The sequence below is a fragment of the Leifsonia sp. GW821-FHT13C09 genome (genome assembly GCF_058806435.1).
Genome location: NZ_JBXAPS010000001.1, coordinates 692497 through 718194, shown reverse-complemented (window position 1 = coordinate 718194; position 25698 = coordinate 692497). Strand labels below are relative to the sequence as shown.

Below are 25698 nucleotides of genomic sequence, written 5' to 3'. Positions count from 1 at the left end.
CTCAGAACATGGCAAACATCAGCATCGCTGACATCAAGGCCCTGCGCGAGCAGCTCGGCACCGGGATGGTCGACACCAAGAAGGCCCTCGAGGAGGCCGGTGGCGACATCGAGAAGGCGACCGAGATCCTCCGCCTCAAGGGCGCCAAGGGCAACGCGAAGCGTGCCGACCGCTCCACCTCCGAGGGCCTCGTGGCCGCGAAGGAGAACGGCAACGGCACCGCGACGATGATCGAGCTCGCCTGCGAGACCGACTTCGTCGCGAAGGGCGAGAAGTTCATCGCCCTCGCCGACAAGGTGCTCGACGCGGCCGCCGCCGCGGGCGCCACCACCGTGGAGGAGGCGCTGGCCGCCACCGCCGGTTCGCAGACCGTCGCCGAGCTCATCGGTGACGAGGCCGCGATCCTCGGCGAGAAGGTGGAGCTCCGCCGCATCGCCGTCGTCTCCGGCGAGAACTTCGCGATCTACCTGCACAAGACCTCCAAGGACCTGCCCCCGCAGGTCGGCGTGGTCGTCGGCTACGCCGGCGCCGACGCGGAGACCGCCCGCAGCATCGCGCAGCACATCTCGTTCGCGAACCCGACCTACCTCAGCCGTGAGGACGTCCCGGCTGAAGAGGTCGAGAACGAGCGTCGCATCGTCGAGGAGATCTCGCGCAACGAGGGCAAGCCGGAGGCCGCGCTCCCGAAGATCATCGAGGGTCGCCTCGGCGCCTACTTCAAGCAGGTCGCCCTGCTCGAGCAGGAGTACGCCCGCGACAACAAGCTGACCATCGCCCAGGTCCTCAAGGACTCGGGTCTGACCATCTCGGGCTTCGCCCGCTTCAAGGTCGGCGCCTGACCCAGGCATGAAGGAGTCCGGATCGTGAACCACGATCCGGACTCCTTTTCTGTGCCCGCCGCGCCTATTCAGGCGATGGGGCACGCACTAGCGTTAACGAAACACACGGAAGGACTCCTACACACATGACGGCAGCCACTCACAGACGCAGGGTCCTTCTGAAGCTCTCCGGCGAGGCCTTCGGCGGTGGTCAGCTCGGGGTGAACCCCGACATCGTCAGCAGCATCGCCCGTGAGATCGCCCAGGCGGCGGAGGACGTCGAGATCGCGATCGTCGTCGGCGGAGGCAACTTCTTCCGCGGGGCCGAGCTGTCGCAGCGCGGCATGGACCGCGGCCGAGCCGACTACATGGGCATGCTCGGCACCGTGATGAACTCGCTGGCCCTGCAGGACTTCCTGGAGCAGGCCGGTGCGGAGACGCGCGTTCAGTCCGCGATCGAGATGACGCAGGTGGCCGAGCCCTACATCCCGCGCCGCGCGGAGCGCCACCTCGAGAAGGGTCGCGTCGTCATCTTCGGAGCCGGCGCCGGTCTGCCGTACTTCTCCACCGACACCGTCGCCGCCCAGCGCGCCCTGGAGATCAGCGCCGATGTCGTGCTGGTCGCCAAGAACGGCGTGGATGGCATGTACGACGACGATCCGCGCACCAACCCGGATGCGCGCAAGATCGACCAGATCAGCCACCAGGACGCCCTGCAGCAGGGTCTGAAGGCCGTGGACTCCACCGCGCTGAGCCTCTGCATGGACAACGGGATGCCGATGCGCATCTTCGGCATCGAGCCGGCCGGCAACGTCACCGCCGCGCTGCTCGGCGCCGAGATCGGCACCCTGCTCGGTTGACGTCCTCGCCCGGAGCGCCCCGCCCTGCGCGGGGTGATCCGCAGCCTGGCCCTAGACTAGACACGACTCATCGATCTGAAGGAGAAACCGTGATCGCCGATGTGATTTCCGACGCCCGCCAGCGGATGGCCAAGACCGTGGACGCGGCGAGGGACGACTTCGGCACGGTGAGCGCGGGACGCGCGAACCCGGCCCTCTTCCAGAAGGTGCTCGTCGACTACTACGGCTCGCCGACGCCGCTGGCCCAGCTGGCCGGCCTGCAGAACCCGGAGGCCCGGGTGCTGCTGGTGACTCCGTACGACAAGTCCGCCCTCAAGGACATCGAGAAGGCGATCGTCAACATGCCGAACCTGTCGGCGAACGTAGGCAACGACGGCGAGATCGTCCGTGTCACCCTTCCGGAGCTGACCGAGGACCGCCGCAAGGAGTTCGTCAAGATCGTCCGCGGCAAGGGCGAGGACGCCAAGGTCGCCATCCGCAACATCCGCCGCAAGGCCAAGGACGACCTCGACGCGCTCAAGGGCGAGGTCGGGGACGACGAAGTGGCCCGCGGCGAGAAGGAGCTCGAGGCCCTCACACGCACCAACGTCGACGCGGTCGACGAGGCCCTCAAGCGCAAGGAAGCCGAGCTCCTCGAGGTCTAGATGAGCGAGGGGAGCAGCCCCGGCGCGCCTCGCACGCCGGCGTCGGGCAGAAGGGGGAAGTCCGCGGCGCGCGCCGAGCTGCGCGCGCAGGTGCAGGCGACCCGGGCCGACTTCGAGCGGCAGGTGCTGGCGCGCAAGGCTCAGCTCGACGCCACGAACGAGCGCATCGCGGCCCGGACGGGGCGCAACCTCATCCTGGCGATCCTGATCGGGCTCGGCGCCGGCGCGCTGCTGGTGGTCAGCCTCATCTTCATCAAGGAACTCTTCCTCGTCTTCGGGGCCGCGATGATCGGCTTCGCGGCGTTCGAGCTCACCCAGGCGTTCCGCGCCGCCGGGAGGCGCGTGCCGCGGACCCCGTCGCTGGTCGCGTCGCTGGCGATCGTCCCCGCCACGTTCTGGTTCCACGCGGGCGGCCAGCTCGTTGCGCTGGCGTCGGGCATCGTCCTGGTCGTCGTCTGGCGACTGGTGGAGGAGGCCGTCCTACCAGCCAAACGGGCCGGGGGAGTGCCGCTCGCCCGCGACCTCGCGTGGAGCGTGCTCGTCCAGATGTATGTGACCCTGCTCGGCTCGTTCGCGATCCTGCTGCTGGCGGAGAACGGCGGCGAGTGGTGGGTGCTCGGCTTCCTGATCGTGGTCGTCGCCGTCGACACGGGCGCCTACGCGAGCGGCCTGTCGTTCGGCCGACACCCGATGGCGCCGACCATCAGCCCCAAGAAGACCTGGGAGGGCTTTGCGGGAGCGGCCGTCGCGGCGATCGTCGCCGGTGTCCTGGTCTCGCTGTTCATGATCCAGCAGCCGTGGTGGTTCGGCGTGATCTTCGGCGTCGTCGCGCTGCTGACGGCGACCGCGGGAGACCTCGCCGAGTCGCTGATCAAGCGCGACCTGGGCATCAAGGACATGAGTTCGTGGCTGCCCGGCCACGGCGGCTTCCTCGACCGGCTGGACTCGATCCTGCCGTCCGCGGCGGCCACCTACGTGCTGTTCCTCATCTTCTCCTGACACAATGGGCTGGTGAGCACGTTCCCCCGGAGCCCCAAGTCGAAGCCAGGCTACGACGTCGCGCAGGTCGACGAGTTCCTCGTCGCCGCCCGTCGCGCCTATGACTCCGACCCGTCGACCCCTGGCACGCTGTCGGCCGCCGACATCCGCCACACCGCGTTCTCGATGGCCAAGGGCGGCTACTCGACCTCGCATGTGGATGCGGCCCTCGAGCGCCTGGAGGACGCCTTCGCGGCCCGTGAGCGCGACGTCGCCCGCAGCGGCGGACGGGACTCGGCATGGTTCGAGGAGGCTCGCACAACGGCGCAGGCTATCCTCGACCGGCTCGAGCGGCCGGTGGGCGAGCGCTTCCAGCGGGTCAGCTTCCTGACTCTCGGCTACAACCGCCAGGACGTCGACCGGTTCGCCGGCCGGCTGGTGAAGTACTTCCAGGACGGCCGCCCGATGAGCGTCGACGAAGTCCGCACGGTCACTTTCCGCGAGCAGCGAGGGGGGTACCGTGAGGCCCAGGTGGACCTCCTCCTGGACAGCGTCACAGACGTGATGCTCGCGGTCCGCTGATCCTGGCCGTTACCTGAATAGGGGAGCTCCGTGTTGGAAACCGCTGAAATGTTCGTTATGGTTCTGTGATCGTGGGTAGACAAGAAGCAGCAGAGCTCGTTCCGCTGACCCCTGCCAACCCGGTCGGAGTCGCATTCCGCCGTTCGCGACGGCCTCACGTCCGTTCGCGCGCCGTCATCTGGGGGTTCGCCTTCACCGCGGCCGTCGGTTTCGCGCTGGTCAATGTCGTCGACCCGTACTCGGGGTCTGCGGCCACGCCCGCCTATGCCGAGTCCCTCCAGAGCATCCAGCAGTCGTCCCGCTACGGCGCCGTGCCCGTGCAGAGCCTGACGGCTCCCGACGCCTCGGGGACGGCCGTCTCGCGTGACGCCCCTGCCGTCAAGCTGAAGCCGACGCCCACGCCGACGCCGACCCCCACGCCGACCAAGTCGTCCTCTTCGTCGTCGTCGAGGTCATCGGGCAGCGCGAGCGCCCCGTCGGCCCCCATCCCGTCGCCGGGCACCGCGCAGGCGATCGCGCTCCAGATGGTGCACGCCCGCGGCTGGGGCGACGACCAGTACAGCTGCCTCGTGTCGCTCTGGAACCGCGAGTCCGGCTGGCGCGTGAACGCGTCCAACCCCAGCGGCGCATACGGCATCCCGCAGGCCCTGCCCGGAAGCAAGATGGGCCCGGGCTGGCAGACGGACGCCTCCGTGCAGATCTCGTGGGGCCTCAGCTACATCGCCGGCCGGTACACGAACCCCTGCGGCGCCTGGGCGCACTCGCAGTCCAGCGGCTGGTACTGAGCCGGAAGCTCACTCCGCAGGAGACGGCGGCTGCTCGCTGGGCGACGTCGGCGTGTAGTCGCGCCAGAACCGGAAGTAGATCCGCCCGCCGATCGCGACGGACGCGATGATGTAGATGACCGCGCAGACGACTCCGACCGTCCAGGCTACGGGCACGCCCACGCCGTTCGTCGCGAGCACGACGCCCAGGAAGAGGCCGACCAGCGCTCCGTTCACGACGAAAGTGAACATCATGCTGCTGCCGATGACCTGGCTCTGACCGCGGCGGCCGAGGAAGTAGTAGGTGCGGGTCACTCCCTCCCTGTCGTCGTGCCAGGAGGCGCTGAGCACGCGGGCGACCTCGGGCGCCAGCCGAACGTACTCGGCGCGGAGGCGGTTCATCGCGAGGACGTACATGAGGTCCTCCATGGACACGTTCGTCACCCTGACCTGGGTGAGCACGCCGACCACCACCACGAGGCCGAGCAGGGCGTCGGCGAACGCCGGGAAGATGCCCATGAACTTCGTCGCCTGGCCCACCAGCGCGATGCTGACCAGTGCGGCCGACATCAAGGTCAGGAGCATGCTGATCCGGGTCAGCACCTCGCTCTGCGTGGTGCTGCGCGATGCCAGGAGGCTCCAGTGCTCGGTCGCGAGGAATTGCGCGGTGAGAGCATCGGTGTTGCTGGAGTCGCTGCCTCGAGCGTCGTCGCTCATGCCGCCGATGGTACTGCGCGTGGGTCGGCGGGCGACAGCCGCGGGCTGCTTAGACTGGAGCGGTGCCCCGCAGCAATCGTCCCCGCCGCCGCCACGGCGAGCCGCGTGAGGAGGAGCAGGACGGCCTCGACCGACTCCTCGCCGGCTGGCGGCGCACGGAGGTCCGGCGCGGCGTCGAATGGAATGTGCAGCCCGTGTCGGCCGTGCAGGCGCAGAAGAGCTACGTGTGCCCCGGCTGCGGCCGCGAGATCGGCCCCGGCGTCGCGCACCTGGTCGCCTGGCGCGCGGACGGGGTGATGGGCGACGCGGCCGACCTGGCCGCCCGCCGGCACTGGCACACCTCCTGCTGGCGGATCGCGTGAGCGGCAGCGACGAGAGAAACAGCGACGAGAGAAACAGCGACGAGAGAGACAGGACGATGACCGATACTGCAGCGGCCGAGGGGCCGATCGAGATCCGCGGCGGTGTCGAGCTGCCCGCCCGGCGCGAGGACATCGAGCTTCGCACGCGCGACGGCCTGACCCTCGTCGGCGAGCTCGCCTCGCCGCTCGACCGTGAGCCGGTGGCGACCCTGGTCACGCTGCACCCGCTGCCCACCGGCGGCGGCTTCATGGACTCCCACATCCTCCGCAAGGCCGCGGGGCGACTGCCCGCGCTGGCGGACATCGCCGTGCTGCGCTTCAATACGCGCGGCACGGCGTCCCCGCGTGGCCGCAGCCAGGGCGAGTTCGGCCACGGCGTGGACGAGCGCTACGACGTCGAGGCGGCGATGGCGTTCGTCGCCGAGCGCGGCCTCCCGCACCCGTGGCTGCTCGGCTGGTCGTTCGGCACGGAGCTCGCGCTGATGTACGGGCGGGAGTGCCCGGTCGACGGGATCATCCTGTTGTCGCCGCCGCTGCACCGGGCCAAGCCCGAGCACCTGGCGGCCTGGGCGGGGGACCACCGCCCGATCGTGGCGCTGATTCCCGAGCACGACGACTACCTGCGGCCGGCGGAGGCGGCGGAGCGGTTCCGTCCGCTGCCGCAGATCGAGCTGGTCGACGTAGAGGGTGGCAAGCACCTCTGGGTGGGGGAGAACCAGACCCGTCGCGTGCTCGACGAGATCGTCGAACGGCTGAACGCCGCGGCGGCGCCCCTGCCGACGCAGTGGCCGCCGGCCTGACGCGGCCTGCGCGCGCCTAGAGCTCGTTCTGGCGTGGGATGACGACCTGCTTGATGATGAGCAGGATCGCCGCGGCGAACGGGATGGCGACCAGCGCGCCGAGGATGCCGAGCAGCGTGCCGCCGGCGAGGGCCGCGACCACGACGAGCGCGCCCGGCACCGACACCGCGCGGTTCATGATGCGGGGGCTCAGCACGTAGGCCTCCACCTGCATGTAGACGATGTAGTAGATCGCGGCGGCGATCGCGGTAGGCGTGCCGGAGAAGAAGCAGACCGCCACAATGATGACCGATCCGGTGATCGTGCCCACAAGCGGGATCAGCGAGAAGAAGAACGCGATCGACGCGAGCAGGATGGGGAACTTCGCGCCGATGATCGTCAGGAAGATCGCGCTCAGCACGCCGTTGACGAGTGCGAGCGAGACCTGGCCGCCGACGTACTTGCCGACCGAGTCGGTGATCTGGTCGCCGAGGTCGGCGAAGCGGGAGCGGCGGGAGGCCGGCACGAGCTGGTAGGCCGCACGCTTGATGCTCGGCAGCGACGCGGTGAAGTAGATCGTCAGGATCACGACGATGATGACGCCGAACGCGCCCTGGACGATCCCGATGCCGGTCTGCAGCACCTTGGACGTGATGTCCGGGAGGTTCTTCTGCAGCCACTGGGTGACCGTGTCGATGTTCTGCTGGTTGACGATGGTCGGGAACTGGTGCTGGAGGCTGAGGAACCACTTCTCCGCGCCGCCGTTGTTGACCCAGTTGATCGAGTTCTGGACGAGCTGGGTCGCCTGGCCGACCGCGACGGGGACGATCGCCCAGATCAGGCCGACGAAGGCGCCGATGATGACCACGAGCGTGACGACCAGCGCCGCCCAGCGCGGGAACTTCCTGCGCTCCAGGAAGGAGATCAGCGGCTCGATCCCGAGGGCGAGGAACAGGGCGGCGCCGATGTACGTGATGATCGTGGCCAGGCTCACGATCGACGTCAGGATCAGGACGCCCAGGCCGACGCCGAGGGTGCCGATCAGTCCGAGTCGGAACGCGTTCTGGATCTTCACTCAGTCCCCCTCCGGGCTGTCCACCCGGGAGGCGGACTCAGTCGTCTGCGGAAACCTTGTCCGCCTGCTGGAGCATACCCCGCAGGTTCTCGAAGTACCCGGCGACGGCTTCGCGCTCAATCCTAATCTGGGCGAGGCGCTCCTCCGCGTCGGCGACCAGGCGTTGCGTGCGCTCTTCGGCGTCCGCGATCAGGGCGTCGGCGCGCTCCTGCGCCTCCCGCACGATGGCCGCGGCGGCCTTCTCGGCCTCCTTGCGCGCCTTCTTCACCGTCTCGCGGGCCTCCGTGTCGAGGGTCTCGGCCTCCGTGCGGGCCTGGGAGGTGCGCTTGACGGCGTCGGCGAGCTGGACGTTCGCCTCGTCCAAGTACTTCTGCGTCTGGGCGACGGCCTCCTGGTGCCGGCTCAGGTACTCCTTCTCGGCCTCGTCGCGGCGGGCGCGCAGCTCGACGTCGAGGTCGATGCGCGCCTGCTCGATCTCGCGGGTGCGCTTGTCGAGCTCGGCGAGCGTGGAGGTGCGCAGGGCCGTGAGCTCGGCGTCGAGGTCGGCGCGGGCGGTCGCGGCCTCCTGGTCGAAGGCGGCCTGGCGCTCGGCGAGCTCGGCGTCGAGCGCGGTGCTCGCCTCGGCGCTCTCGCGCGCGATCTGCGCGCGCGCCTTCGCGGTCTCGGCGTCGAGCGTGACGCGGGCGCGCTCGGTCTCCTCGGCAAGGGTCACCCGGGTCTGGTCGGCCTCGCGCTCCAGCTCCAGGCGCTGCTGCTCGCGGTCGTTCTTCAGCTCCTGCGCGGTGCGGGCCCGCTGATCGGCGAGCTCGGCGGTGGTGCGCTTGACGTCCGCCGCGAGCGTGCTGCGGGTCTGCTCGGTCTCGTCGGCGAGCCGGGAACGGGTCTCCTCGACCTCCGCGGCGAGGGCGGACTTGGTCTGCTCGACCTCGGCGGCCAGGGCCGACTTGGTGGTGGTCACCTCGGTCTCGAGCGCCGACTTCGTCTGCTCGACCTCGGCGGCGAGGTTGGAGGTCGTGGTCGTGACCTCGGTCTCCAGTGCGGACTTGGTCTGCTCGACCTCGGCGGCCAGGGCGGACTTGGTCTGCTCGACCTCCGCGGCCAGAGCGGCCTTCGTGGTGACGACCTGGGTCTCGAGCGCGGAGAGGGTCTGCTCCTTCTCGGCGGCGAGCCGGGCGGCGGTCTGGTCGACGTCGGCGGCGAGCTGGGCGCGGGTCGAAGTGACCTCAGCGGTGAGCGCGCTGCGCTCGGTCGCAAGCTCCTCGGCGAGCGCGGTGCGGGCCTCCCCGACCTCGGCGGCCAGCTCGGCGCGCACCTCGGCTGCCTCGGCCTCCAGCTCGCGGCGCTGGCGCTCGGCGTCGGCGGCCAGCTCGGCGCGGGTGGTCTCGACCTCGTCGGCGAGCGCGGCCTGCGTGGTCTGAACCTCCTCGGCGAGCGCGGCCTTGGTCGTCTCGACCTCTTCCGCCAGGGCGGCCTTGGTCGTCTCGACTTCCTCCGCGAGGGCGGCCTTGGTGGTCTCGACCTCTTCCGCGAGGGCGGAGGTGGTGGTCTCGACCTCCTCCGCGAGTTCGGCGCGTGCCGTCTCCACCTCTGCGGCGAGCTCGGCGCGCGTCGTCTCGACTTCCTTGGCGAGGGAGGCCCGGGTCGTCTCGACCTCCTTGGCCAGCGCGGCCTGGGTGTTCTCGACCTCCTTCTTCAGCGCGGAGCGCGTGCTCGTGACCTCCTTGGCGAGGGAGGCCTTCGTGGTCTCGACGTCCTTCGCGAGGGCGGAGCGCGCCGCGTCGATCTCCTTGGCGACCTCGGCGCGGGTGGTCTCGACCTCCGCGGCAAGGTCGGCGCGGGTGTCCTTGACCTCCGTCGCCAGCTCGGCGGCGGTGCGCTCCCGCAGAGCTGCGACGCGGGCGCGGGTGGTCTCCTCCTCGGCCGCGAGCTCGTTCGCGACGCGCTCCCGGTCGGCGGCGAGCTGGGCGGCGGTCGTCGTGCGGTCGGCTTCGAGGGCGCTGCGGGTCTCTGTGGTCTCGCGCTCCAGGGTCGAACGGGTCTGCAGAACCTCGTCGGCGAGTTCCTTCTTCGTACGCTCGACCTCCTCGGCCAGCGCCGACCGGGTGCTGGTCACCTCGGTCTCGAGCGCCGAGCGGGTGGTCGTGACCTCGGTCTCCAGCGCGGCCTTCGTGCTGGTGACCTCGTCCGCGAGCGCGGCCTTCGTGCGCGCCACCTCGTCGGCGAGCTCCGTCTTGGTCCGGGTGACCTCGTCCGCGAGGGCGGAGCTGGTCGTCGTGACCTCGTCGGCCAGGCGGGCCTTGGTCTGCTCGACCTCCGCTGCGAGGGAGCTCTTGGTCTGCTCCACCTCGGCGGCGAGGGCGGTCGTGGTCTGTTCGACGTCGGCGGCGAGCGCCTGACGCCGGGTGGTCTCCTCGTGGTCGAGGTCGGCGCGGGTCTGCGTCGCCAGCGCGGCGAGCGTGGCGCGCTGCTGCTCGACCTCGTCCGCGAGCTCGGCGCGGGCCTGGGCCATCTCGGCGGCGAGGGCGCCGCGCGCCTCGGCCTCGTCCGCGGCCAGACGGTCGGCGGTCTCGGCGACGCGCTTGTCGAGTTCGAGGCGCGTCTGGGCGGCCTCCCGCTCGAACGCCGCGCGGTCGGCCGCGAGCGCGTTCTCCAGCTCGGCGCGCCGGGCGGCGATCGTCCGATCGAGCTCGGCCGCCTCCGTTCGCGCGGCCTCGGCTTCGCGCAGGGCGACGGCCCTCAGCTCGGCGGCCTCGCGGTCGGCCTCCGCGCGGAGGGCGGCCGCCTCGCGCTTGCTGGTCGCCCTCAGCTCCGCCGCCTCGGTGGCCACCGCGCCGCGGATGGCGGCGGCCTCCCGGATCGCGTCGTTGAGGAGGGTCTCCTTGTCGGCGCGGGTGCGCGCGAGCAGCTCGGAGGACTCGATCTGGGCGTCCTCGAGGGCGGTCGTGGCGCGGGCCTGGGCGTCCGCGAGCACGCGCTCGGCCTGCTGCGCAGCGGTCTTCTTGATCTTGTCGACCTCGGCGGCGACGCCGGCGCGCAGCTTCTCGGCGTCGATGTCGGCCTGGGCGATGAGCCGGGTGGACTGCTCCTCGGCCACCCGCAGCGTGTTCTCCAGCTTGGTGCCGAGGCCGGAGTAGGTCGGGCTGCCGACCTCCTCGATCTCGGCGTTCAGCTCGTCGATGCGGAGCTGGAGGCGCTTGAGTTCCTTGGCCTGGTCGGCGGACTGGGTGTTGGATTTGATCAGTTCGCGGCGAAGGTCCTGGATGGCCTGGTCGACTTCGTCCTTGTCATATCCGCGAAAGACCTGGGTGAAGTTGGATTCGTCGGTGGCCACCGTGTTACTCCTGTGGGATCGAGTGAGCGAGCCGCGCGCGCGCCGCATCGATCTTACATTTCGAGGCCGTGTACCCGCATGGGGGACTGCGTGACCGTGCAGACAACGGTTAGATGCCTCTCAGGGTGCTCCATTATCGTTGTGTGACTGTGCCCGCCCCCCGTCCGGCACCGAGGAGTTCTGTTTGCGTTTCGTACTGGCCATCGTCGCGTTCGTGGTCGCTGCCGTCATGATCGTGGCCGGCATCGCCCAGCGCACGATCTTCGCACCCCCGTCGCAGGTGTCCGCCTCTGCGACCGTCCCGGGCGGCGCCCGCTACGTCCTCATCGACAGCGCGGTGCTGAACGCCCATCCTGGACAGCAGACGCTGTCCGTCTCCGGCTCCAAGGACGCCAAGACGCAGATGGTCGCCTATGGCCGCACCGCCGACGTGAAAGCGTGGCTGAACGATCAGAAGTACGCGACCATCTCGTACCGCGCGGGCGATGGCGCGCTGTCGGTGAAGACCGTGACTCCGAAGGCGGCTTCGACCGACCCTGGGGGGTCCACCGCTTCGCCGGGCGCGACCTCCACCCCGGCCCCGACCGCCGCGCCGGCCCCCTCCGGCTCGGCGCCGACGACCGCCGGCCCCAACCCGGCCGGCTCCGACCTCTGGCTCGACGAGTACGACGGCCAGGACGCACAGGTCACCAAGATGAACGTCCCGTCCGGCGTGAGCGTCATCGTCGCAGGCGACGGGACCACCCCCGCCCCGAACAAGATCCTCCTGACCTGGCCCGTCGACACCAGCACGCCGTTGGCGTTCCCGCTCATCATCGGCGGACTCGTGCTCCTGGTGATCGGCATCGCGCTCTACCTGTGGGGGCTGTACACCCACCGGAAGTCGCGCGGGCCACGGCGCAAGAGCGGACCCAAGATGCCGAAGCTCCCCAAAGCCCCCAAGTACAAGCCGACCGCGTCCATCGAGGCGACCCCGCGCGGCCGCCGGTCGAGCCGGCGCACGCGCGTGATGGCGCCGGCGCTCCTCGCGGGCGTCCTCGCCCTGACCGGCACCGGCGCGGGCGCCGCGTTCGCCGACACGTCGACGCCCACGCCGACACCGACGACCACCGCGACGAGCGCGCCCAACAACGGCACCTCGCCGGCTCCGGCCGTGACGGCGCCGCAGCTCGAGCGAATCATCAAGCGGATCTCGGTCGCGGCGACCAACGCGGACGCCAAGAACGACCCGAACCTCGCCAAGGAGCGCTTCGCCGGACCCGCCCTCCAGCTGCGCGAGGCGACCTACGCCATCCGCGCGAAGAAGCCCGACCAGCCGCCGCTTCCCGCCATCCCGGCCGGTCCCCTCGAGCTCTCGCTCCCGCAGGCGACCGACAGCTGGCCGCGCACCGTCACCGCCGTCGTGAAGATGCCGAACGACGCCACCGGAAAGCCGCAGGCGCCGCTCGCGCTCGCCCTCGTGCAGCAGACGCCGCGCGACAACTACCTGGTGGAGTACGCCATCGCGCTCGAGCCGAACGTCAAGGTGCCGAACCTCGCGCCGGCGAGCATCGGGGCCGCGGTGGTCCCTCCTGACTCCAAGCTGCTCAAGGTGCAGCCCGACCAGGTGGCGACCGCGTACAGCGACATCCTGCTGAACGACGACAAGAGCAAGTGGTACTCCAGCTTCGACCTCACCGACGACAAGCTCGTCGCACAGGTCGGCGCCTCGTGGAAGCAGCAGGAGCAGGCCAGGCTCGCCCAGCAGTTCGGCCAGACCTCCTCCCTCACCTTCACCGGCCGCGCCGGCGCAGGGCCGACCATCTCGATGGCGACCAACGACTCCGGCGCCATCGTCTGGGTCAACCCGGAAGAGGTGCAGCTGCACAAGGTGACGGAGGCCGGCGCGCAGGTCATCGCTGGCGCCACCACGGCGGCGCTCAGCGGCGTCGCGCAGTCGAACACCGGGATCGAGTCGGTCTACGGCTACCAGCTCGCGTTCTACGTGCCCCCGGCGGGCTCGAACGGGAAGGTGCGCCTGCTCGGGTTCGCCCAGGGGCTCATCTCCGCCCGCGAGGTGCAGTGACCCGCGTCCCGTTCGGAGCCGCGCAGTAGGCTTGATCGCATGAGTCAGCTTCCCCCGAATCCGACCAATCTTCGCGGCGCCGTGGACCTGAGCGGCCTGGTGAACCGGCCGCAGCCCGGCCAGGGCGACGCGGGCGGCGCCGGCGGCGCTGGCGGCGCGACCAACCGCGAGCCGATCGAGCTGCCCAGCCTTTTCTTCCAGGGCACCGACGCGAACTTCAACGACTTCATCGACCTGTCGATGCGGATCCCGGTCGTGGTTGCGCTGACCGCCTCCTGGGCCGACCCGGACCGCGCTCTCGCGACGGTCCTCGACCGGGTCACCACCGACCTCGCGGGCCGGATCGTCCTCGTCCAGGTCGACGTGGACGCCAATCCGCAGCTCGTCCAGGCCTTCCAGGCCCAGTCGGCGCCGGCGGTCGCAGGCATCGTGTCCGGCCGTCCGGTGCAGCTCTTCACGGGCGCGCTGCCGGAGGACCAGGTGCGCGATGTGTTCGCCCAGCTGCTCGAACTGGCCGCGCAGAACGGGGTCACCGGCACGGCGCAGGTCGACGCCGCAGCGGGGGAGACCCCGGGAGCCGATGCCGGCGAGCCCGCGCCGGAGCCGCCGCTGCCGCCGCTGCACGCCGAGGCGTACGACGCGATCGACCGCGGTGACTATCCGGCGGCCATCGCCGCCTACAAGACCGCGATCGCGCAGGACCCCCGCGACCAGATGGCGATCGCGGGCCTCGCGCAGGTGAGCCTGCTGGCGCGACTGGCCGGCCGCACGCTGGACGAGATCCGGAACGCCGCGGCCTCCGCCCCGGGCGACAGGGACGCGCAGCTCGCCGTGGCCGACCTCGACCTCTCCGGCGGTCACGTCGACGATGCGTTCGACCGGCTGCTGACGCTCTTCCCGACGCTCGACGCCGAGGGCAAGGAGGCCGTGCGCGCACGGATCCTCGAGTACTTCGAGATTGTCGGCGTGGACGACCCCCGCGTCGGCAAGGCCAGGGCTAGGCTGGCCTCGCTGCTCTACTGACACGCTTCCCCCAGCCCCCGGGGCCCAGCGCGGAGAGCGGATGACATCCCCCTCGCCTGGAAGGCTCGCGCATGTCCCGAGTGCTCGTCGTCGGTGGGACCGGTCTGGCCGGTCGTGCCGTCACCGCTGAGGCCGTCGCACGCGGCCACCAGGTCGTGGTCGCGGCTCGCCGCACCCCCGATGACGATTCGCCCCAGTACGTCGAGGGCGCCGCCTACGTGACGGCCGACCTCGTGACGGGCGACGGGCTCGAGGAGGCCGTCGATGGAGTCGACGTGCTCATCGACGCGAGCAACGCGGGCGGCCGCCGCGCGTCGCACGTGTTCGCGCACGGCTCCCGCAACCTCCTGCACACCGCGGCGCGCTACGGCGTCGGCCGCGCGGTGCTGCTGTCCATCGCGGGCATCGACGGCGCGCGCTATCCGTATTACCGGTCGAAGCTGGCGCAGGAAGAGGTCTACCTGGAGTCGCCGCTGGAGGTCAGGATCGTGCGCGCGACGCAGTTCCACGACTTCGTCACGTCGGTGTTCGAGCGCGGACGCCGCTTCGGGACGCTGACGGCGCCCTCCGGGACGCGGTTCCAGCCCATCGCGGTGACCGATGTCGCGCGCGTCTTGCTGGACGCGGCGGAGGGGGCAGGCGAGCCGGGGTCGATCCGCACGGTGGGCGGCCCGCGGGTCGAGAGCGCGCGGTCGCTGGCGCGGCAGTGGAAGGACGCCACCGGCACGCGCCGGCCGATCCTGTCGGTCCGCCTCGCCGGTCACCTCGGCTCGGCATGGCGCGCCGGTCGTCACCTCGCGCCGGAGCACGCCGTGGACGGCCTCGCCTACGCGGCGTGGCTTACCGAATCCGCCTGAGACTTATCTCTTCGGCCGCAGGAACAACGCCCCGAGCGGCGGGAGGGTCAGCACGGCGGAGGCCGGCCGCCCCATCCACGGCTCGTCGTGCGCCGTGACGCCGCCGAAGTTGCCGACACCCGACCCGCCGAAGTCCTCGGCGTCCGTGTTGAGCAGTTCCTCCCACTCGCCGGCGAACGGCAAGCCCACCCGGTAGTCGCCGTGCGGGTTGCCCGAGAAGTTCAGCAGCACGGCGATCGGTGAGCCGTCGCGGTCCTTGCGCAGGAACGCGAGCACGTTGCCTGCTGCGTCGGAGCCGTCCAGCCACTCGAAGCCGCCCGGGTCGTTGTCGAGCGCCCAGAACTGCGGGTTGTCGCGGTAGACGGCGTTGAGCTGCGAGACGAGGTTCCAGAGCCCGCGGTGGCTCGGCTGGTCGAGCATCCACCAGTCCAGGCCGCGCTCCTCGCTCCACTCGGAGTACTGCCCGAACTCCTGTCCCATGAACAGCAGCTGCTTGCCCGGGTGCGCCCACATGAACGACAGGAAGGCGCGCACGTTCGCGAGCTGCTGCCAGTGGTCGCCCGGCATCTTCCCGATCAGGGAGCCCTTGCCGTGCACGACCTCGTCGTGGCTGATCGGCAGCAGGAAGTTCTCGCTCCAGGCGTAGACGAAGGAGAACGTGATCTCGCTGTGGTGATAGCTGCGCCACATCGGGTTCTCCTGGATGTACTGGAGCGCGTCGTGCATCCAGCCCATGTTCCACTTGAGCCCGAAGCCGAGGCCGCCCGAGGACGTCGGCGCGGTCACGCCGGCGTAGCTCGTGGACTCCTCGGCGATCATCACCGTACCGGGGTTGCGCTTGTAGGAGGTCGCGGTGACCTCCTGCAGGAAGCCGATCGCCTCCAGGTTCTCGCGGCCGCCGTGGATGTTCGGCTCCCACTCGCCCTCGTTGCGCGAGTAGTCGAGGTAGAGCATGGAGGCCACGGCGTCGACGCGGAGGCCGTCGACGTGGAACTCCTCCAGCCAGTACAGCGCGTTGGCGACCAGGAAGTTGCGGACCTGCGAGTTGCCGTAGTCGAAGATGTACGTGCCCCAGTCCTTGTGCTCGCCGCGCCGCGGGTCCGAGTGCTCGTAGAGCGCCTGACCGTCGAAGCGGGCGAGCGCCCAGTCGTCCTTGGGGAAGTGGCCGGGCACCCAGTCGAGGATGACGCCGATGCCGGCCTGGTGCAGGCGGTCGATCAGGTACTTGAGGTCGTCCGGCGAGCCGAACCGGCTGGTCGGCGCGTAGTAGCCGGTCACCTGGTAGCCCCAGGAGCCGCCGAACGGGTGCTCGGCGAGCGGCAGGAACTCCACGTGCGTGTAGCCGAGCCCGCCGACGTAGTCGATGAGCTGGTCGGCGGCCTCCCGATAGCCGAGCCCGGGGCGCCAGCTGCCGAAGTGGAGCTCGTAGACGCTCATCGGGCCGGAGTGCGGGTCCGTGGCGGCGCGACGCGTCATCCACTCGCCGTCCGCCCAGTCGTGGCGGCTGACCGTGACGACCGACGCCGTGTTCGGCGGGGTCTCGGCCGCCTGGGCCATCGGGTCGATCTTGCGCACCCATTCGCCGTTCGCGCCGAGCAGGTCGAACTTGTAGATCGAGCCCTCGCCGAGCCCGGGCACGAACAGCTCCCAGACGCCGGAGGCGCCCATGTTGCGCATCGCGTGCAGAGTGCCGTCCCAACCGTTGAAGTCGCCGACGACCCGGACGGCGCGGGCGTGCGGAGCCCAGACCGTGAACGCGGTGCCGGCGACACCGCCGAGGTCGCGCACGTGCGCGCCGAGCGCGGTCCAGAGCGTCTCGTGCCTGCCCTCCCGGATCAGGTGGAGGTCGAGTTCGCCGATGGTCGGCAGGAAGCGGTAGGGGTCGTCCGTGGTCCAGGTGCTGCCGCCGGCGTAGCGCGCCTCCAGCTCGTAGGCGCCGGGGCCGACGATGTCGACACCCTGCCAGATGCCGTGGCCCAGGTGGGCGAGCTCGAGGTGCGCGCCGGTCGGCAGGATGGCGAAGACGGCCTCGGCGAGAGGCCGGAGCGCGCGGATCACCGTGATCGGGTCCTCCACACCTGCCGCGGCGACCTGGTGCTGGCCGAGCACGGAGTGCGGGTCGTGATAGCTGCCGGCGGCGACGGCGCGCAGCACGTCGTCGTCGATGGCGGGCAGGTCGACGGCGGCGGCGCCCTCGGGGATCGGGGTCATCGGGTGGCCTCCAACGGCTTGACGGTCAGGATGTGCACGGGCTCGGTGAACGCGTCGAGGCGTACATAGGCGTCCGGGCCCCAGGTCCAGCGCTGGCCGGTGACCAGGTCGCGGACTTCGAACTGCGCGCCCGGCTCGATGCCGAACGCCTCGACGTCGAGGTGGACCATCGTCTCGCGCACCGAGTGCGGGTCGACGTTGGCGACGACGAGCACCGCGTCGGGCTTCCCGCTGCGGGTGAACTCGCCGGCGAGGTACTTCGAGTAGACGAGGATCGAGTCGTCCTCACTCCGGTGCACGCGCAGGTTGCGCAGCTGGCGCAGCGCCGGGTGCTCGCTGCGCGTGCGGTTGAGCATGGTCAAGTACGGCGCGAGCGACCGGCCGAGCGCGGCGGCCCTGGCGTAGTCGCGCGGACGGTACTCGTACTTCTCGTTGTCGATGTACTCCTCGGCGCCGGGCCGGGCGACGTTCTCGTACAGCTCGAAGCCGGAGTAGACGCCCCAGGTCGGCGCGGCGGTCGCCGCGATGGCGGCCCGGATCTTGAAGGCGGCGGGACCGCCTAACTGCAGGTACTCGGTGAGGATGTCCGGGGTGTTCACGAACAGGTTCGGCCGAAGGAAGTCGGCCGTCTCGGTCGCGAGCCCGGTCAGGAACTCCTCCAGCTCCTCCTTCGTGTTGCGCCAGGTGAAGTACGTGTACGACTGCTGGAACCCGGCCTTCGCCAGCGTGTGCAGCAGCGCGGGGCGGGTGAACGCCTCGGCGAGGAACACGACGTCGGGGTCGGTGGCGTTGACCGTGTGGATCAGCCACTCCCAGAAGTGCAGCGGCTTGGTGTGCGGGTTATCGACACGGAAGATGCGGACGCCGAGCGACATCCAGTACCGCACGATCCGCAGCACCTCGGCCCGGAGGCCGTCGTAGTCGTTGTCGAAGTTGATCGGGTAGATGTCCTGATACTTCTTCGGCGGGTTCTCCGCGTACGCGATGGTCCCGTCCGGAAGCGTGGTGAACCACTCCGGGTGCGTCGTGACCCAGGGGTGGTCCGGGGAGGCCTGCAGGGCGAGGTCGAGGGCGATCTCCAGCCCGGCCTGCTTGGCCTTGCCGAGGAAGAAGACGAAGTCCTTCTCCGTTCCGAGGTCCGGGTGGATCGCGTCGTGGCCGCCCTCCGGGCCGCCGATCGCCCAGGGCGAGCCGGGATCGTTCGGGCCGGCCTCCAGGGTGTTGTTGGGGCCCTTGCGGAAGGTGCGGCCGATCGGATGGATGGGCGGCAGGTAGACCACGTCGAAGCCCATCGCCGCCACCTCCGGGAGGCGCTTGGCCGCGGTGCGGAAGGTCCCCGACTGCCAGGAGCCGTCCGGCAGGCGCTTGGCGCCCTCGGAGCGGGGGAAGAACTCGTACCAGCTGCCGACCCCGGCTCGGGTGCGCTCCACGAGGATGGCGCGCGTCGCCGACAGTGACGGCAGCGCGACCACGGGACGCTCGGTGAGGATGCGGCGGATCCGGTCGTCGACCGCCGCCTGGAAGCGCTCGTCCACGCCGCGTGCCGTGTCGCCGACGACCCGCGCGGCCTCGGAGAGGTGACGGCGCTCGGCGGTGCTGCGGCGCTTGTCGGTCGCGGCCTTCTCCAGCAACTCGCGACCGATGGTCAGCATCAGCTCGACGTCGATCCCAGCCGGGACCTTGACCTCCGCGTTGTGCCGCCAGGTCGCGTACTCGTCGGCGTAGGCCTGGACGCGGTAGCGCCACAGGCCCTCCTCCTCGAGCTGGACCTCCACGCCCCAGCGGTCGGTGCCGGGCGCGAGCGGCCGCATGCGGTGCTCGACCTGGTTCCCGGACGGGTCGAGCAGGATCAGGTCCACCCCGATCCGGTCGTGGCCCTCGCGGAAGGCCGTCGCCTCGAACGGGACGACCTCGCCGCTGAACGCGGACGCGGCCCAGTGGCCTTCGTCCACCTGCGGCGAGAGCCCCAGGATGGGGAGCCGGGGGAGGAGGGGGTCGTACTCGACGGCTGCCGGCGCCTCCGGTGCTGCGGCGGCTGATGTTTTGGTCGCTGCGCTCTTTGCCACATGCCGACCGTACACTCATTCGCTCTTTCGTCATGAGCCCTCATTAACACTCCCGTCACGAGGCGCGTCTATGCTCGTGCGAGTGAAGGCCATCCGTAGATTCACCGTCCGCGCAGTCCTCCCCGACACCCTCTCCGCTCTGGAGGAGATCGCCGGCAACCTCCGCTGGTCCTGGCACGAGCCGACCAAGGAGCTGTTCGCCCGCATCTCGCCGGAACTCTGGCAGGAGGTCGAACACGATCCGATCGCGCTGCTCGGCTCGGTCGATCCGGCGAGGCTCAGCGAGCTCGCCGCCGACCAGGGCTACGTCGACTGGGCGAACCACGTCCGCGACGAGCTGCGCGCGTACATCCGCGAGCCGCGCTGGTACCAGTCGCTCGACGGTTCCGCGCCGAAGTCGATCGCCTACTTCTCGCCCGAGTTCGGCATCGCGTCCACGCTTCCGCAGTACTCCGGCGGCCTCGGCATCCTCGCCGGCGACCACCTCAAGGCCGCGAGCGACCTGGGCGCACCGCTGGTCGCGGTCGGCCTGTTCTACCGCTCCGGCTACTTCGCGCAGGCGATCACGCCGGACGGCTGGCAGATCGAGAGCTACCCGGCGCTCGACCCGGACGGGCTCCCGCTCAGCGTCCTGCGCGAACCGGACGGGACGGCGGTGCAGATCACGCTCGCCCTCCCTGCCGGCGAGCTGCGCGCCCGGGTCTGGCAGGCCGCGGTCGGCCGGGTGACCCTGCTGCTGCTGGACACCGACATCCCGGAGAACGACGAGAGCCTGCGCTCGGTGACCGACCGGCTCTACGGCGGCGGCGGCGAGCACCGCCTGCTGCAGGAGCTGCTGCTCGGCATCGGCGGCGTGCGCGCCGTCAAGGCGTGGACCGAGCTCACCGGCGCGCCGGAGGCGGAGGTCTTCCACACCAACGAAGGCCACGCCGGCTTCCTCGGCCTGGAGCGCATCTCGGACCTGATCGGCGAGGGGCTGACTTTCGATGAGGCCCTCCAGGTGGTGCGCGCCGGCACGGTGTTCACCACGCACACCCCGGTCCCCGCCGGCATCGACCGGTTCGACCGGCCGCTGGTCGAGCGGTACTTCTCCACGGCGCTGCTACCGGGCGTCGCGCCGGAGCAGGTGCTCGCGCTCGGCGCGGAAGACTACCCGGGCGGCTCCGACGCGGTGTTCAACATGGCGGTCATGGGCCTGCGCCTCGGCCAGCACGCGAACGGCGTCTCCCGCCTGCACGGCGAGGTCAGCCGGCAGATGTTCGGTGGCCTGTTCCCGGGCTTCGACAGCGCAGAAGTGCCGATCGACTCGGTCACCAACGGTGTCCACGCGCCGACCTGGACCGACCCGATCCTGCGCTCCCTGGCGATGGAGCGGCTCGGCACCGACGACACCACGCACGCCGACTGGGGCAACTCCGGTGCGGTCAGCGACCTCGACCTGTGGAGCGTGCGCACCCGGATGCGCGAGCAGCTCGTCAGGGACGCCCGGCACCGGGTCGCCGCGGCGTGGGAGGCGCAGAACCCCGGCGGGATCGCGCCGGTCTGGATCAGCGACCTCCTCGACCCGAACGTGCTCACGATCGGCTTCGCCCGGCGCGTGCCGACCTACAAGCGGCTCACGCTGATGCTGCACGATCCGGAGCGGCTGAAGAACATCCTGCTGCACCCGGAGCGCCCGGTGCAGTTCGTGATCGCGGGCAAGTCGCACCCGGCCGACGACGAGGGCAAGCGCCTCATCCAGAAGCTCGTGCAGTTCGCCTCCGAGCCCGAGATCCGCTCCCGGATGGTGTTCCTGCCGGACTACGACATCGGGATGGCCCAGCTGCTCTACCCGGGCACCGACGTCTGGCTGAACAACCCGCTGCGCCCGCTGGAGGCGTGCGGCACCTCTGGGATGAAGGCCGCGCTGAACGGCGCGCTCAACCTGTCCATCCTCGACGGCTGGTGGAACGAGTTCTACGACGGCGAGAACGGCTGGGCGATCCCCTCGGCGGACGCCGCCGGGGACGGGGCCGAGCGCGACGCGCTGGAGGCCGAGGCGATGTACGACCTGATCGAGCACCAGATCGCGCCGCGGTTCTACGACCGCGACGGGGACGGCGTGCCGCGGACCTGGGTCGGCCAGATCCGGCACACGCTCGCGACGCTGTCCTCGCCGCTGAGCGCCGAGCGGATGGTGCGCGAGTACGTGGAGCGGCTCTACATCCCGGCCGCCGCGAACGAGAAACGGCTCAGCGCCGACGACTACCGCGACGCCCGCGAGCTCGCGGCCTGGAAGGACCGGGTGCGATCCGCGTGGCCCGGCGTGAACGTGGCCCATGTCGACGCGGGCGGCCTCGACGCCGTGCCGCAGGTGGGCGACGAGCTCCGGGTGCGCGCGCTCGTGCACCTGAACGGCTTGCGCCCGGAGGACGTGGAGGTGCAGCTGGTCTACGGCCGCAGCTACGACGGCGAGGACCTGACCGGCGTGCACTACGAGCGCCTGACGCTCGACCGTGGCGTCCCCGGCGCCGACCCGTCGGTCGCGCACGAGTTCTCCGGCGGCGTCACGCTGACCTGGGCGGGCTCGTTCGGCTACACCGTCCGTGTCGTGCCGATCAACGACCTGTTGCTGTCGCCCGCCGAACTCGGCCTCGTCGCGGCGGCCTGAGCATCCTCCTGGCAGGACACGCCGCCTCGGACCGCTCCGAGACGGCGTGTCCTGCCAGGTCGTTCGCGCTACTTGGCGATCGCCGCGAAGCTCGCGCCCGTCGCGACCAGGAGGTCGGCGTGCGCGAGCTCGAGGTCGAGGCCGCGCCGGCCTCCCGACACGAACACCGTGTCGAAGAGCTGCGCGGTCTCGTCCACGACGGTGACGTGCCGGGTCTTCTGGCCGATGGGCGAAATGCCGCCCACGACGTAGCCGGTGCGCCGCTCGGCGACGGCCGGGTCGGCCATGACCGCGCGCTTCGCGCCCACCGCCGCGGCGAGCGCCTTGAGGTCGAGCATCCCGGTCACCGGCACGACGCCGACGACGAGCCCAACCTCGGTGTCGGCCAGCAGCGTCTTGAACACCCGGTCGGGCTCCACGCCGAGCGCGTCGGCGGCCTCCAGGCCGTACGACGGCGCAGCCGGGTCGTGCTCGTAGGCGTGCACCGCGTAGGGGATGGCGGCGGCGCCGAGCGCGACCGTCGCGGGAGTGCCTGCCGAGGCCGGACGCTTCGCCATCAGGCGGCCCCGGCTTGTGTCTCGACGCGCGGCCCGTTCGCCCGGTAGAGCTGCATCGACGTCCCGCCCACCAGACGTTTGCTGCCGGGCGCGAGCTCGACGCCGTCCTCCAGGATCGGCACCTCTGTCGCGCTGTCCCAGAGCAACTGGTACGACTCGACGCCGGGCGCGACCGGCAGGGAGACCTCCACGTCGTCCTCGACGCCGTGCACGATGAGGAGCACGCGGTTGAACTCCTCCTTGTCGGGCGTGGAGGCCGCCAGGTACTGGAGCGTGCGGTTCTCGGGGGAGTTCCAGTCCTCGTCGTCCATGAGCGCACCGCTGGCGTCATACCAGTCCATGTGGCTGGCGTTCGGCGTGGTCTGGCCGTAGACGGCGTACTTGCTCGGCCGCAGCGCCGGATTGTCGCGGCGCAGCTCCAGGAGGCGGCGGGTCGTGTCGAGCATCTCCCGCTGCTCCCGGGTGCGCAGCCAGCTCATCCAGGTGAGCTCGCTGTCCTGGTTGTAGGCGTTGTTGTTGCCGCGCTGGCTGCGGCCGAACTCGTCGCCCGCTGTGATCATCGGCACGCCCGCGGAGAGCAGCAGCGTGCCCATCAGGTTGCGCATGGCCTTGTGCCGGTCGAGCAGGACGCGCTCGTCCAGTGTGGGGCCCTCTGCGCCGTGGTTGAACGACCGGTTGTTGTCGGTGCCGTCGCGGTTGTCCTCGCCGTTTCCGAGGTTGTGCTTGACGTTGTACGCGGTGAGGTCGGCCATCGTGAAGCCGTCGTGCGCCGTGATGAAGTTGATGGAGGCCAGCGGGCCGCGCTCGGGGGAGAACGTGTTCGACGACCCCGCGAGCCGGGTGGCGAAGCCGCCGATGCCGATGGGCGCCTGTCCGTTCCGCCGGGCCTCGGCGATGTCGGCCAGCCAGAAGTTGCGGACGCGGTCGCGGTAGCGGTCGTTCCACTCGGACCAGCCGTCCCGGCCGTCCGGGCTCCCGGGGAAGTTGCCGGTCTGCCAGCCGCCGATCCCGACGTCCCACGGCTCGGCGATGAGCTTCACGTCGGCGAGCGCGGGGTCGCTCAGCATGTCGTTGATGAGCGGGTGGTCGCGGCTGTAGGAGGCGTCCCCTCCGCGGCCCAGCGTGACGGCGAGGTCGAACCGGAAGCCGTCGATCTGGACCTCCTGCGCCCAGTAGCGCAGCGAGTCCAGCACCAGGCGCTGCGGGACGGGATGCCCGAAGTCCACCGTGTTGCCGCAGCCGGTGACGTCGATGTACACGCCGTTCGCGTCCTGCCGGTAGTAGGTGGCGTTGTCGATGCCGCGGAAGCTGGTGCGCGGGCCCCCGATGCCCTCCTCGGCGGTGTGGTTGTAGACCACGTCGAGAATCACCTCGATGCCCGCCTCGTGGAGGAGCTTCACCATCCCCTTGAACTCCACGAGCACGGCCTCCGGGCCGGCGGCCTGGGCGGCGCGGGTGGCGTAGGGGGCGTGCGGGCTGAAGAAGTTGAGGGTGTTGTAGCCCCAGTAGTTGGTCAGGCCCTCGCGGATGAGGCGCTGCTCGGAGGTGAACGCGTGCACCGGCAGGAGCTCCACCGCGGTGACGCCGAGGTGCTTGAGGTAGCCGATGGTGGACTCGTGCGCGAGACCGGCGTAGGTGCCGCGCAGCTCCTCGGGCACGTCCGGGTTCTGCCGGCTGATGCCCCGCACGTGCGCCTCGTAGACGACGGTGTGGTCGAGGGGCGTGCCGGGCTTCCGCGAGTCCCCCCAGTCGAAGCCGTCGGAGACCACCGTCGAGCGCCACTCCTCCGGGCCGACGCGGGTGAGGCCCTTGGCGTAGGGGTCCATCAGCAACGTCTCGGGGTTGAACGTGTTCTGCGGACCGGACGGGCCGGAGACGTTGATCGCGTACAGGCTGCCGACCTGGAGGCTCCGGGAGCGGCCCATCCAGACGCCGTTGGCGTCGCGGTGCATCTCGACGGTCTTCACCCGCCAGTCCGGGTCCTTCGGGTCGAACAGGCAGAACTGCATGGCGTCGGCGTTCGCGGAGTACACCCGCAGCTCGCCGCCGTGCGGACCGATGCGTACACCCAGGTTGCGCAGAGGATCGACGGGGCTCATGCGATCTAGAGTAGTGACCACACCGCGCCGCACCCTGAGGAGGCCTCGGTGCCCGTCTACCTCGACCACGCCGCCACCACCCCGATGCGCCCGGAGGCGATCGCCGCCTTCACGGACGCGCTCGGGGTCGTCGGCAACCCGTCGAGCATCCACAGCCAGGGCCAGCAGGCCAAGCGGATGCTGGAGGAGGCGCGCGAGGCCGTCGCATCCACCCTGGGCTGCGATCCGATCGAGGTCGTCTTCACCTCCGGCGGCACGGAGGCGATCAACCTCGCGGTGAAGGGGATGTACTGGGCGGGCGGCGGCGGTGTCCGCTCGCGCATCCTGGTCCCGGGCGGCGAGCACCACGCCACGGTCGACGCGGTGGAGTGGCTGGAACGCGCGGAGGGGGCGCGGGCGGAATGGCTGCCGCTCGATCCGGAAGGCCGCATCCTGCCGGGTGTGGTCGCGGACGCGCTCGCCTCGCCGTCGGACGTCGCGCTGCTCACCTTCCTCGCTGTGAACAACGAGGTGGGGACGATCCAGCCGGTCGCCGCGCTGGCCGGGCTCGCCCGCGACGCCGGCGTCCCCGTCCACGTGGACGCGGTCGCGGCGTACGGGCACCTGCCGCTCTCGTTCGCATCGCTCGGGGTGGACGCGCTCAGCGTCTCCGCGCACAAGATCGGGGGACCGGTCGGGATCGGCGCGCTCGTCCTCGGCCGGCGCTCGGCGGTGGTGCCCCTGATCCACGGCGGCGGCCAGCAGCGCCAGGTGCGGAGCGGCACGCAGGATGTGGCGTCGGCGGTCGCGTTCGCGGCGGCGGCGCTCGCTGCGGAGGCCGAGCGGGAGGACGAGGCACGCCGACTCGCCGGGCTGCGCGACCGGCTGATCCGCGGGGTGCGGGAGGCCGTGCCGCAGGCGGTGCTGAGCGGGCCGTCGCCGGAGGGCGGCGAGCGCGTGGCCTCCAACGTCCACTTCGTCTTCCCCGGCGCGCAGGGCGACTCGCTGCTGTTTCTGCTCGACCTCGCCGGGCTCTCGGTCTCCACGGGCGCGGCCTGCACAGCGGGCATCCCGGAGCCGTCGCACGTGCTGCTCGCGATGGGGCGGAGCGAACAGGAGGCGCGGAGCGCTCTGCGGTTCACGCTCGGCCGCACCTCCACGGAGGCGGACGTCGACGCACTGCTCGCGGCGCTGCCGGGCGCGTACGCGCAGGCGGCGCGCGCGGGGCTGGCCGAACGCGCCCCCGGGAGCCGCTCAGCCGCCACGGCGTAGACTCTGCGG

20 protein-coding genes are annotated in these 25698 nt (G+C 70.8%); 13 read left to right on the top strand and 7 right to left on the bottom strand.

Annotated features, from left to right (window positions below; genetic code table 11):
• The first annotated feature begins 8 nt into the window (after positions 1-8).
• From tsf to AC1ROW_RS03395, 6 genes are all read left to right on the top strand, one after another.
• The gene (gene tsf / locus AC1ROW_RS03420) at positions 9-839 is read left to right on the top strand and encodes a translation elongation factor Ts (protein ID WP_493017450.1); all 831 of its coding nucleotides are present in this window, start codon (positions 9-11) and stop codon (positions 837-839) included.
• Between the two features lie 125 nt (positions 840-964).
• Positions 965-1678: a UMP kinase gene (gene pyrH / locus AC1ROW_RS03415; RefSeq protein WP_493017449.1), complete on the top strand. Its 714-nt coding sequence runs from the start codon at positions 965-967 to the stop codon at positions 1676-1678.
• Positions 1679-1767: 89 nt separating this feature from the next.
• The gene (frr, locus tag AC1ROW_RS03410; RefSeq protein ID WP_493017448.1) at positions 1768-2322 is read left to right on the top strand and encodes a ribosome recycling factor; all 555 of its coding nucleotides are present in this window, start codon (positions 1768-1770) and stop codon (positions 2320-2322) included.
• Complete coding sequence (locus tag AC1ROW_RS03405) at positions 2323-3321, top strand: phosphatidate cytidylyltransferase (RefSeq protein WP_493017447.1); 999 nt, start codon at positions 2323-2325, stop codon at positions 3319-3321.
• A 12-nt stretch (positions 3322-3333) separates the two neighbouring features.
• Positions 3334-3882 carry a DivIVA domain-containing protein gene (locus AC1ROW_RS03400; protein ID WP_493017446.1) on the top strand — a complete coding sequence of 183 codons (549 nt, stop codon included), beginning with the start codon at positions 3334-3336 and terminating at the stop codon, positions 3880-3882.
• A gap of 71 nt (positions 3883-3953) precedes the next feature.
• The gene (locus AC1ROW_RS03395) at positions 3954-4667 is read left to right on the top strand and encodes an aggregation-promoting factor C-terminal-like domain-containing protein (RefSeq protein WP_493017445.1); all 714 of its coding nucleotides are present in this window, start codon (positions 3954-3956) and stop codon (positions 4665-4667) included.
• Positions 4668-4676: 9 nt separating this feature from the next.
• Here the strand turns inward: AC1ROW_RS03395 and AC1ROW_RS03390 are convergent, their stop codons facing one another.
• Positions 4677-5363: a hypothetical protein gene (locus tag AC1ROW_RS03390; RefSeq protein WP_493017444.1), complete on the bottom strand. Its 687-nt coding sequence runs from the start codon at positions 5361-5363 to the stop codon at positions 4677-4679.
• A gap of 62 nt (positions 5364-5425) precedes the next feature.
• Here AC1ROW_RS03390 and AC1ROW_RS03385 point away from each other — a divergent pair, with 62 nt between their 5' ends.
• Positions 5426-5725, top strand: coding sequence for an Rv1322 family protein (locus tag AC1ROW_RS03385; protein WP_493017443.1), 300 nt, complete (start codon positions 5426-5428; stop codon positions 5723-5725).
• A gap of 56 nt (positions 5726-5781) precedes the next feature.
• Positions 5782-6525 carry an alpha/beta hydrolase gene (locus AC1ROW_RS03380; protein WP_493017442.1) on the top strand — a complete coding sequence of 248 codons (744 nt, stop codon included), beginning with the start codon at positions 5782-5784 and terminating at the stop codon, positions 6523-6525.
• Positions 6526-6541: 16 nt separating this feature from the next.
• Here AC1ROW_RS03380 and AC1ROW_RS03375 read toward each other — a convergent pair whose 3' ends face one another.
• Together AC1ROW_RS03375 and AC1ROW_RS03370 are read right to left on the bottom strand one after the other, a co-directional pair.
• Positions 6542-7579, bottom strand: coding sequence for an AI-2E family transporter (locus AC1ROW_RS03375; RefSeq protein ID WP_493017441.1), 1038 nt, complete (start codon positions 7577-7579; stop codon positions 6542-6544).
• Between the two features lie 37 nt (positions 7580-7616).
• Positions 7617-10910 (bottom strand): apolipoprotein A-IV repeat region-like domain-containing protein, encoded by a 3294-nt coding sequence (locus tag AC1ROW_RS03370; protein WP_493017440.1) that lies wholly within the window; start codon positions 10908-10910, stop codon positions 7617-7619.
• Between the two features lie 184 nt (positions 10911-11094).
• Between AC1ROW_RS03370 and AC1ROW_RS03365 the strand changes: the two genes are divergently transcribed.
• From AC1ROW_RS03365 to AC1ROW_RS03355, 3 genes are all read left to right on the top strand, one after another.
• Positions 11095-12975, top strand: coding sequence for a DUF8094 domain-containing protein (locus tag AC1ROW_RS03365; RefSeq protein WP_493017439.1), 1881 nt, complete (start codon positions 11095-11097; stop codon positions 12973-12975).
• A gap of 39 nt (positions 12976-13014) precedes the next feature.
• The gene (locus AC1ROW_RS03360; RefSeq protein WP_493017438.1) at positions 13015-13998 is read left to right on the top strand and encodes a tetratricopeptide repeat protein; all 984 of its coding nucleotides are present in this window, start codon (positions 13015-13017) and stop codon (positions 13996-13998) included.
• A 71-nt stretch (positions 13999-14069) separates the two neighbouring features.
• On the top strand, positions 14070-14855 hold the full coding sequence (locus tag AC1ROW_RS03355; RefSeq protein WP_493017437.1) for an SDR family oxidoreductase: 786 nt from the start codon (positions 14070-14072) through the stop codon (positions 14853-14855).
• Positions 14856-14858: 3 nt separating this feature from the next.
• On the opposite strand, the gene glgB is transcribed toward AC1ROW_RS03355, so the two are convergent.
• Both glgB and AC1ROW_RS03345 read right to left on the bottom strand, forming a co-directional pair.
• Entirely contained in the window at positions 14859-17066 is a 2208-nt protein-coding gene (glgB, locus tag AC1ROW_RS03350) for a 1,4-alpha-glucan branching protein GlgB (RefSeq protein ID WP_493017436.1), read from the bottom strand.
• On the bottom strand, positions 17063-19132 hold the full coding sequence (locus tag AC1ROW_RS03345; RefSeq protein ID WP_493017435.1) for an alpha-1,4-glucan--maltose-1-phosphate maltosyltransferase: 2070 nt from the start codon (positions 19130-19132) through the stop codon (positions 17063-17065). The genes glgB and AC1ROW_RS03345 overlap by 4 nt, the downstream gene beginning before the upstream one ends.
• An 82-nt stretch (positions 19133-19214) precedes the next feature.
• Here AC1ROW_RS03345 and glgP point away from each other — a divergent pair, with 82 nt between their 5' ends.
• Positions 19215-21782: an alpha-glucan family phosphorylase gene (gene glgP, locus AC1ROW_RS03340; RefSeq protein ID WP_493018350.1), complete on the top strand. Its 2568-nt coding sequence runs from the start codon at positions 19215-19217 to the stop codon at positions 21780-21782.
• Positions 21783-21850: 68 nt separating this feature from the next.
• Here glgP and ybaK read toward each other — a convergent pair whose 3' ends face one another.
• Positions 21851-22339, bottom strand: coding sequence for a Cys-tRNA(Pro) deacylase (gene ybaK, locus AC1ROW_RS03335; RefSeq protein ID WP_493017434.1), 489 nt, complete (start codon positions 22337-22339; stop codon positions 21851-21853).
• On the bottom strand, positions 22339-24438 hold the full coding sequence (gene glgX, locus AC1ROW_RS03330) for a glycogen debranching protein GlgX (protein WP_493017433.1): 2100 nt from the start codon (positions 24436-24438) through the stop codon (positions 22339-22341). Before glgX ends, ybaK begins: the two co-directional genes overlap by 1 nt.
• 48 nt (positions 24439-24486) lie before the next feature.
• Here glgX and AC1ROW_RS03325 point away from each other — a divergent pair, with 48 nt between their 5' ends.
• Positions 24487-25689, top strand: a complete 1203-nt coding sequence (locus AC1ROW_RS03325) for a cysteine desulfurase family protein (RefSeq protein WP_493017432.1) — start codon at positions 24487-24489, stop codon at positions 25687-25689.
• Positions 25690-25698: the final 9 nt, after the last annotated feature.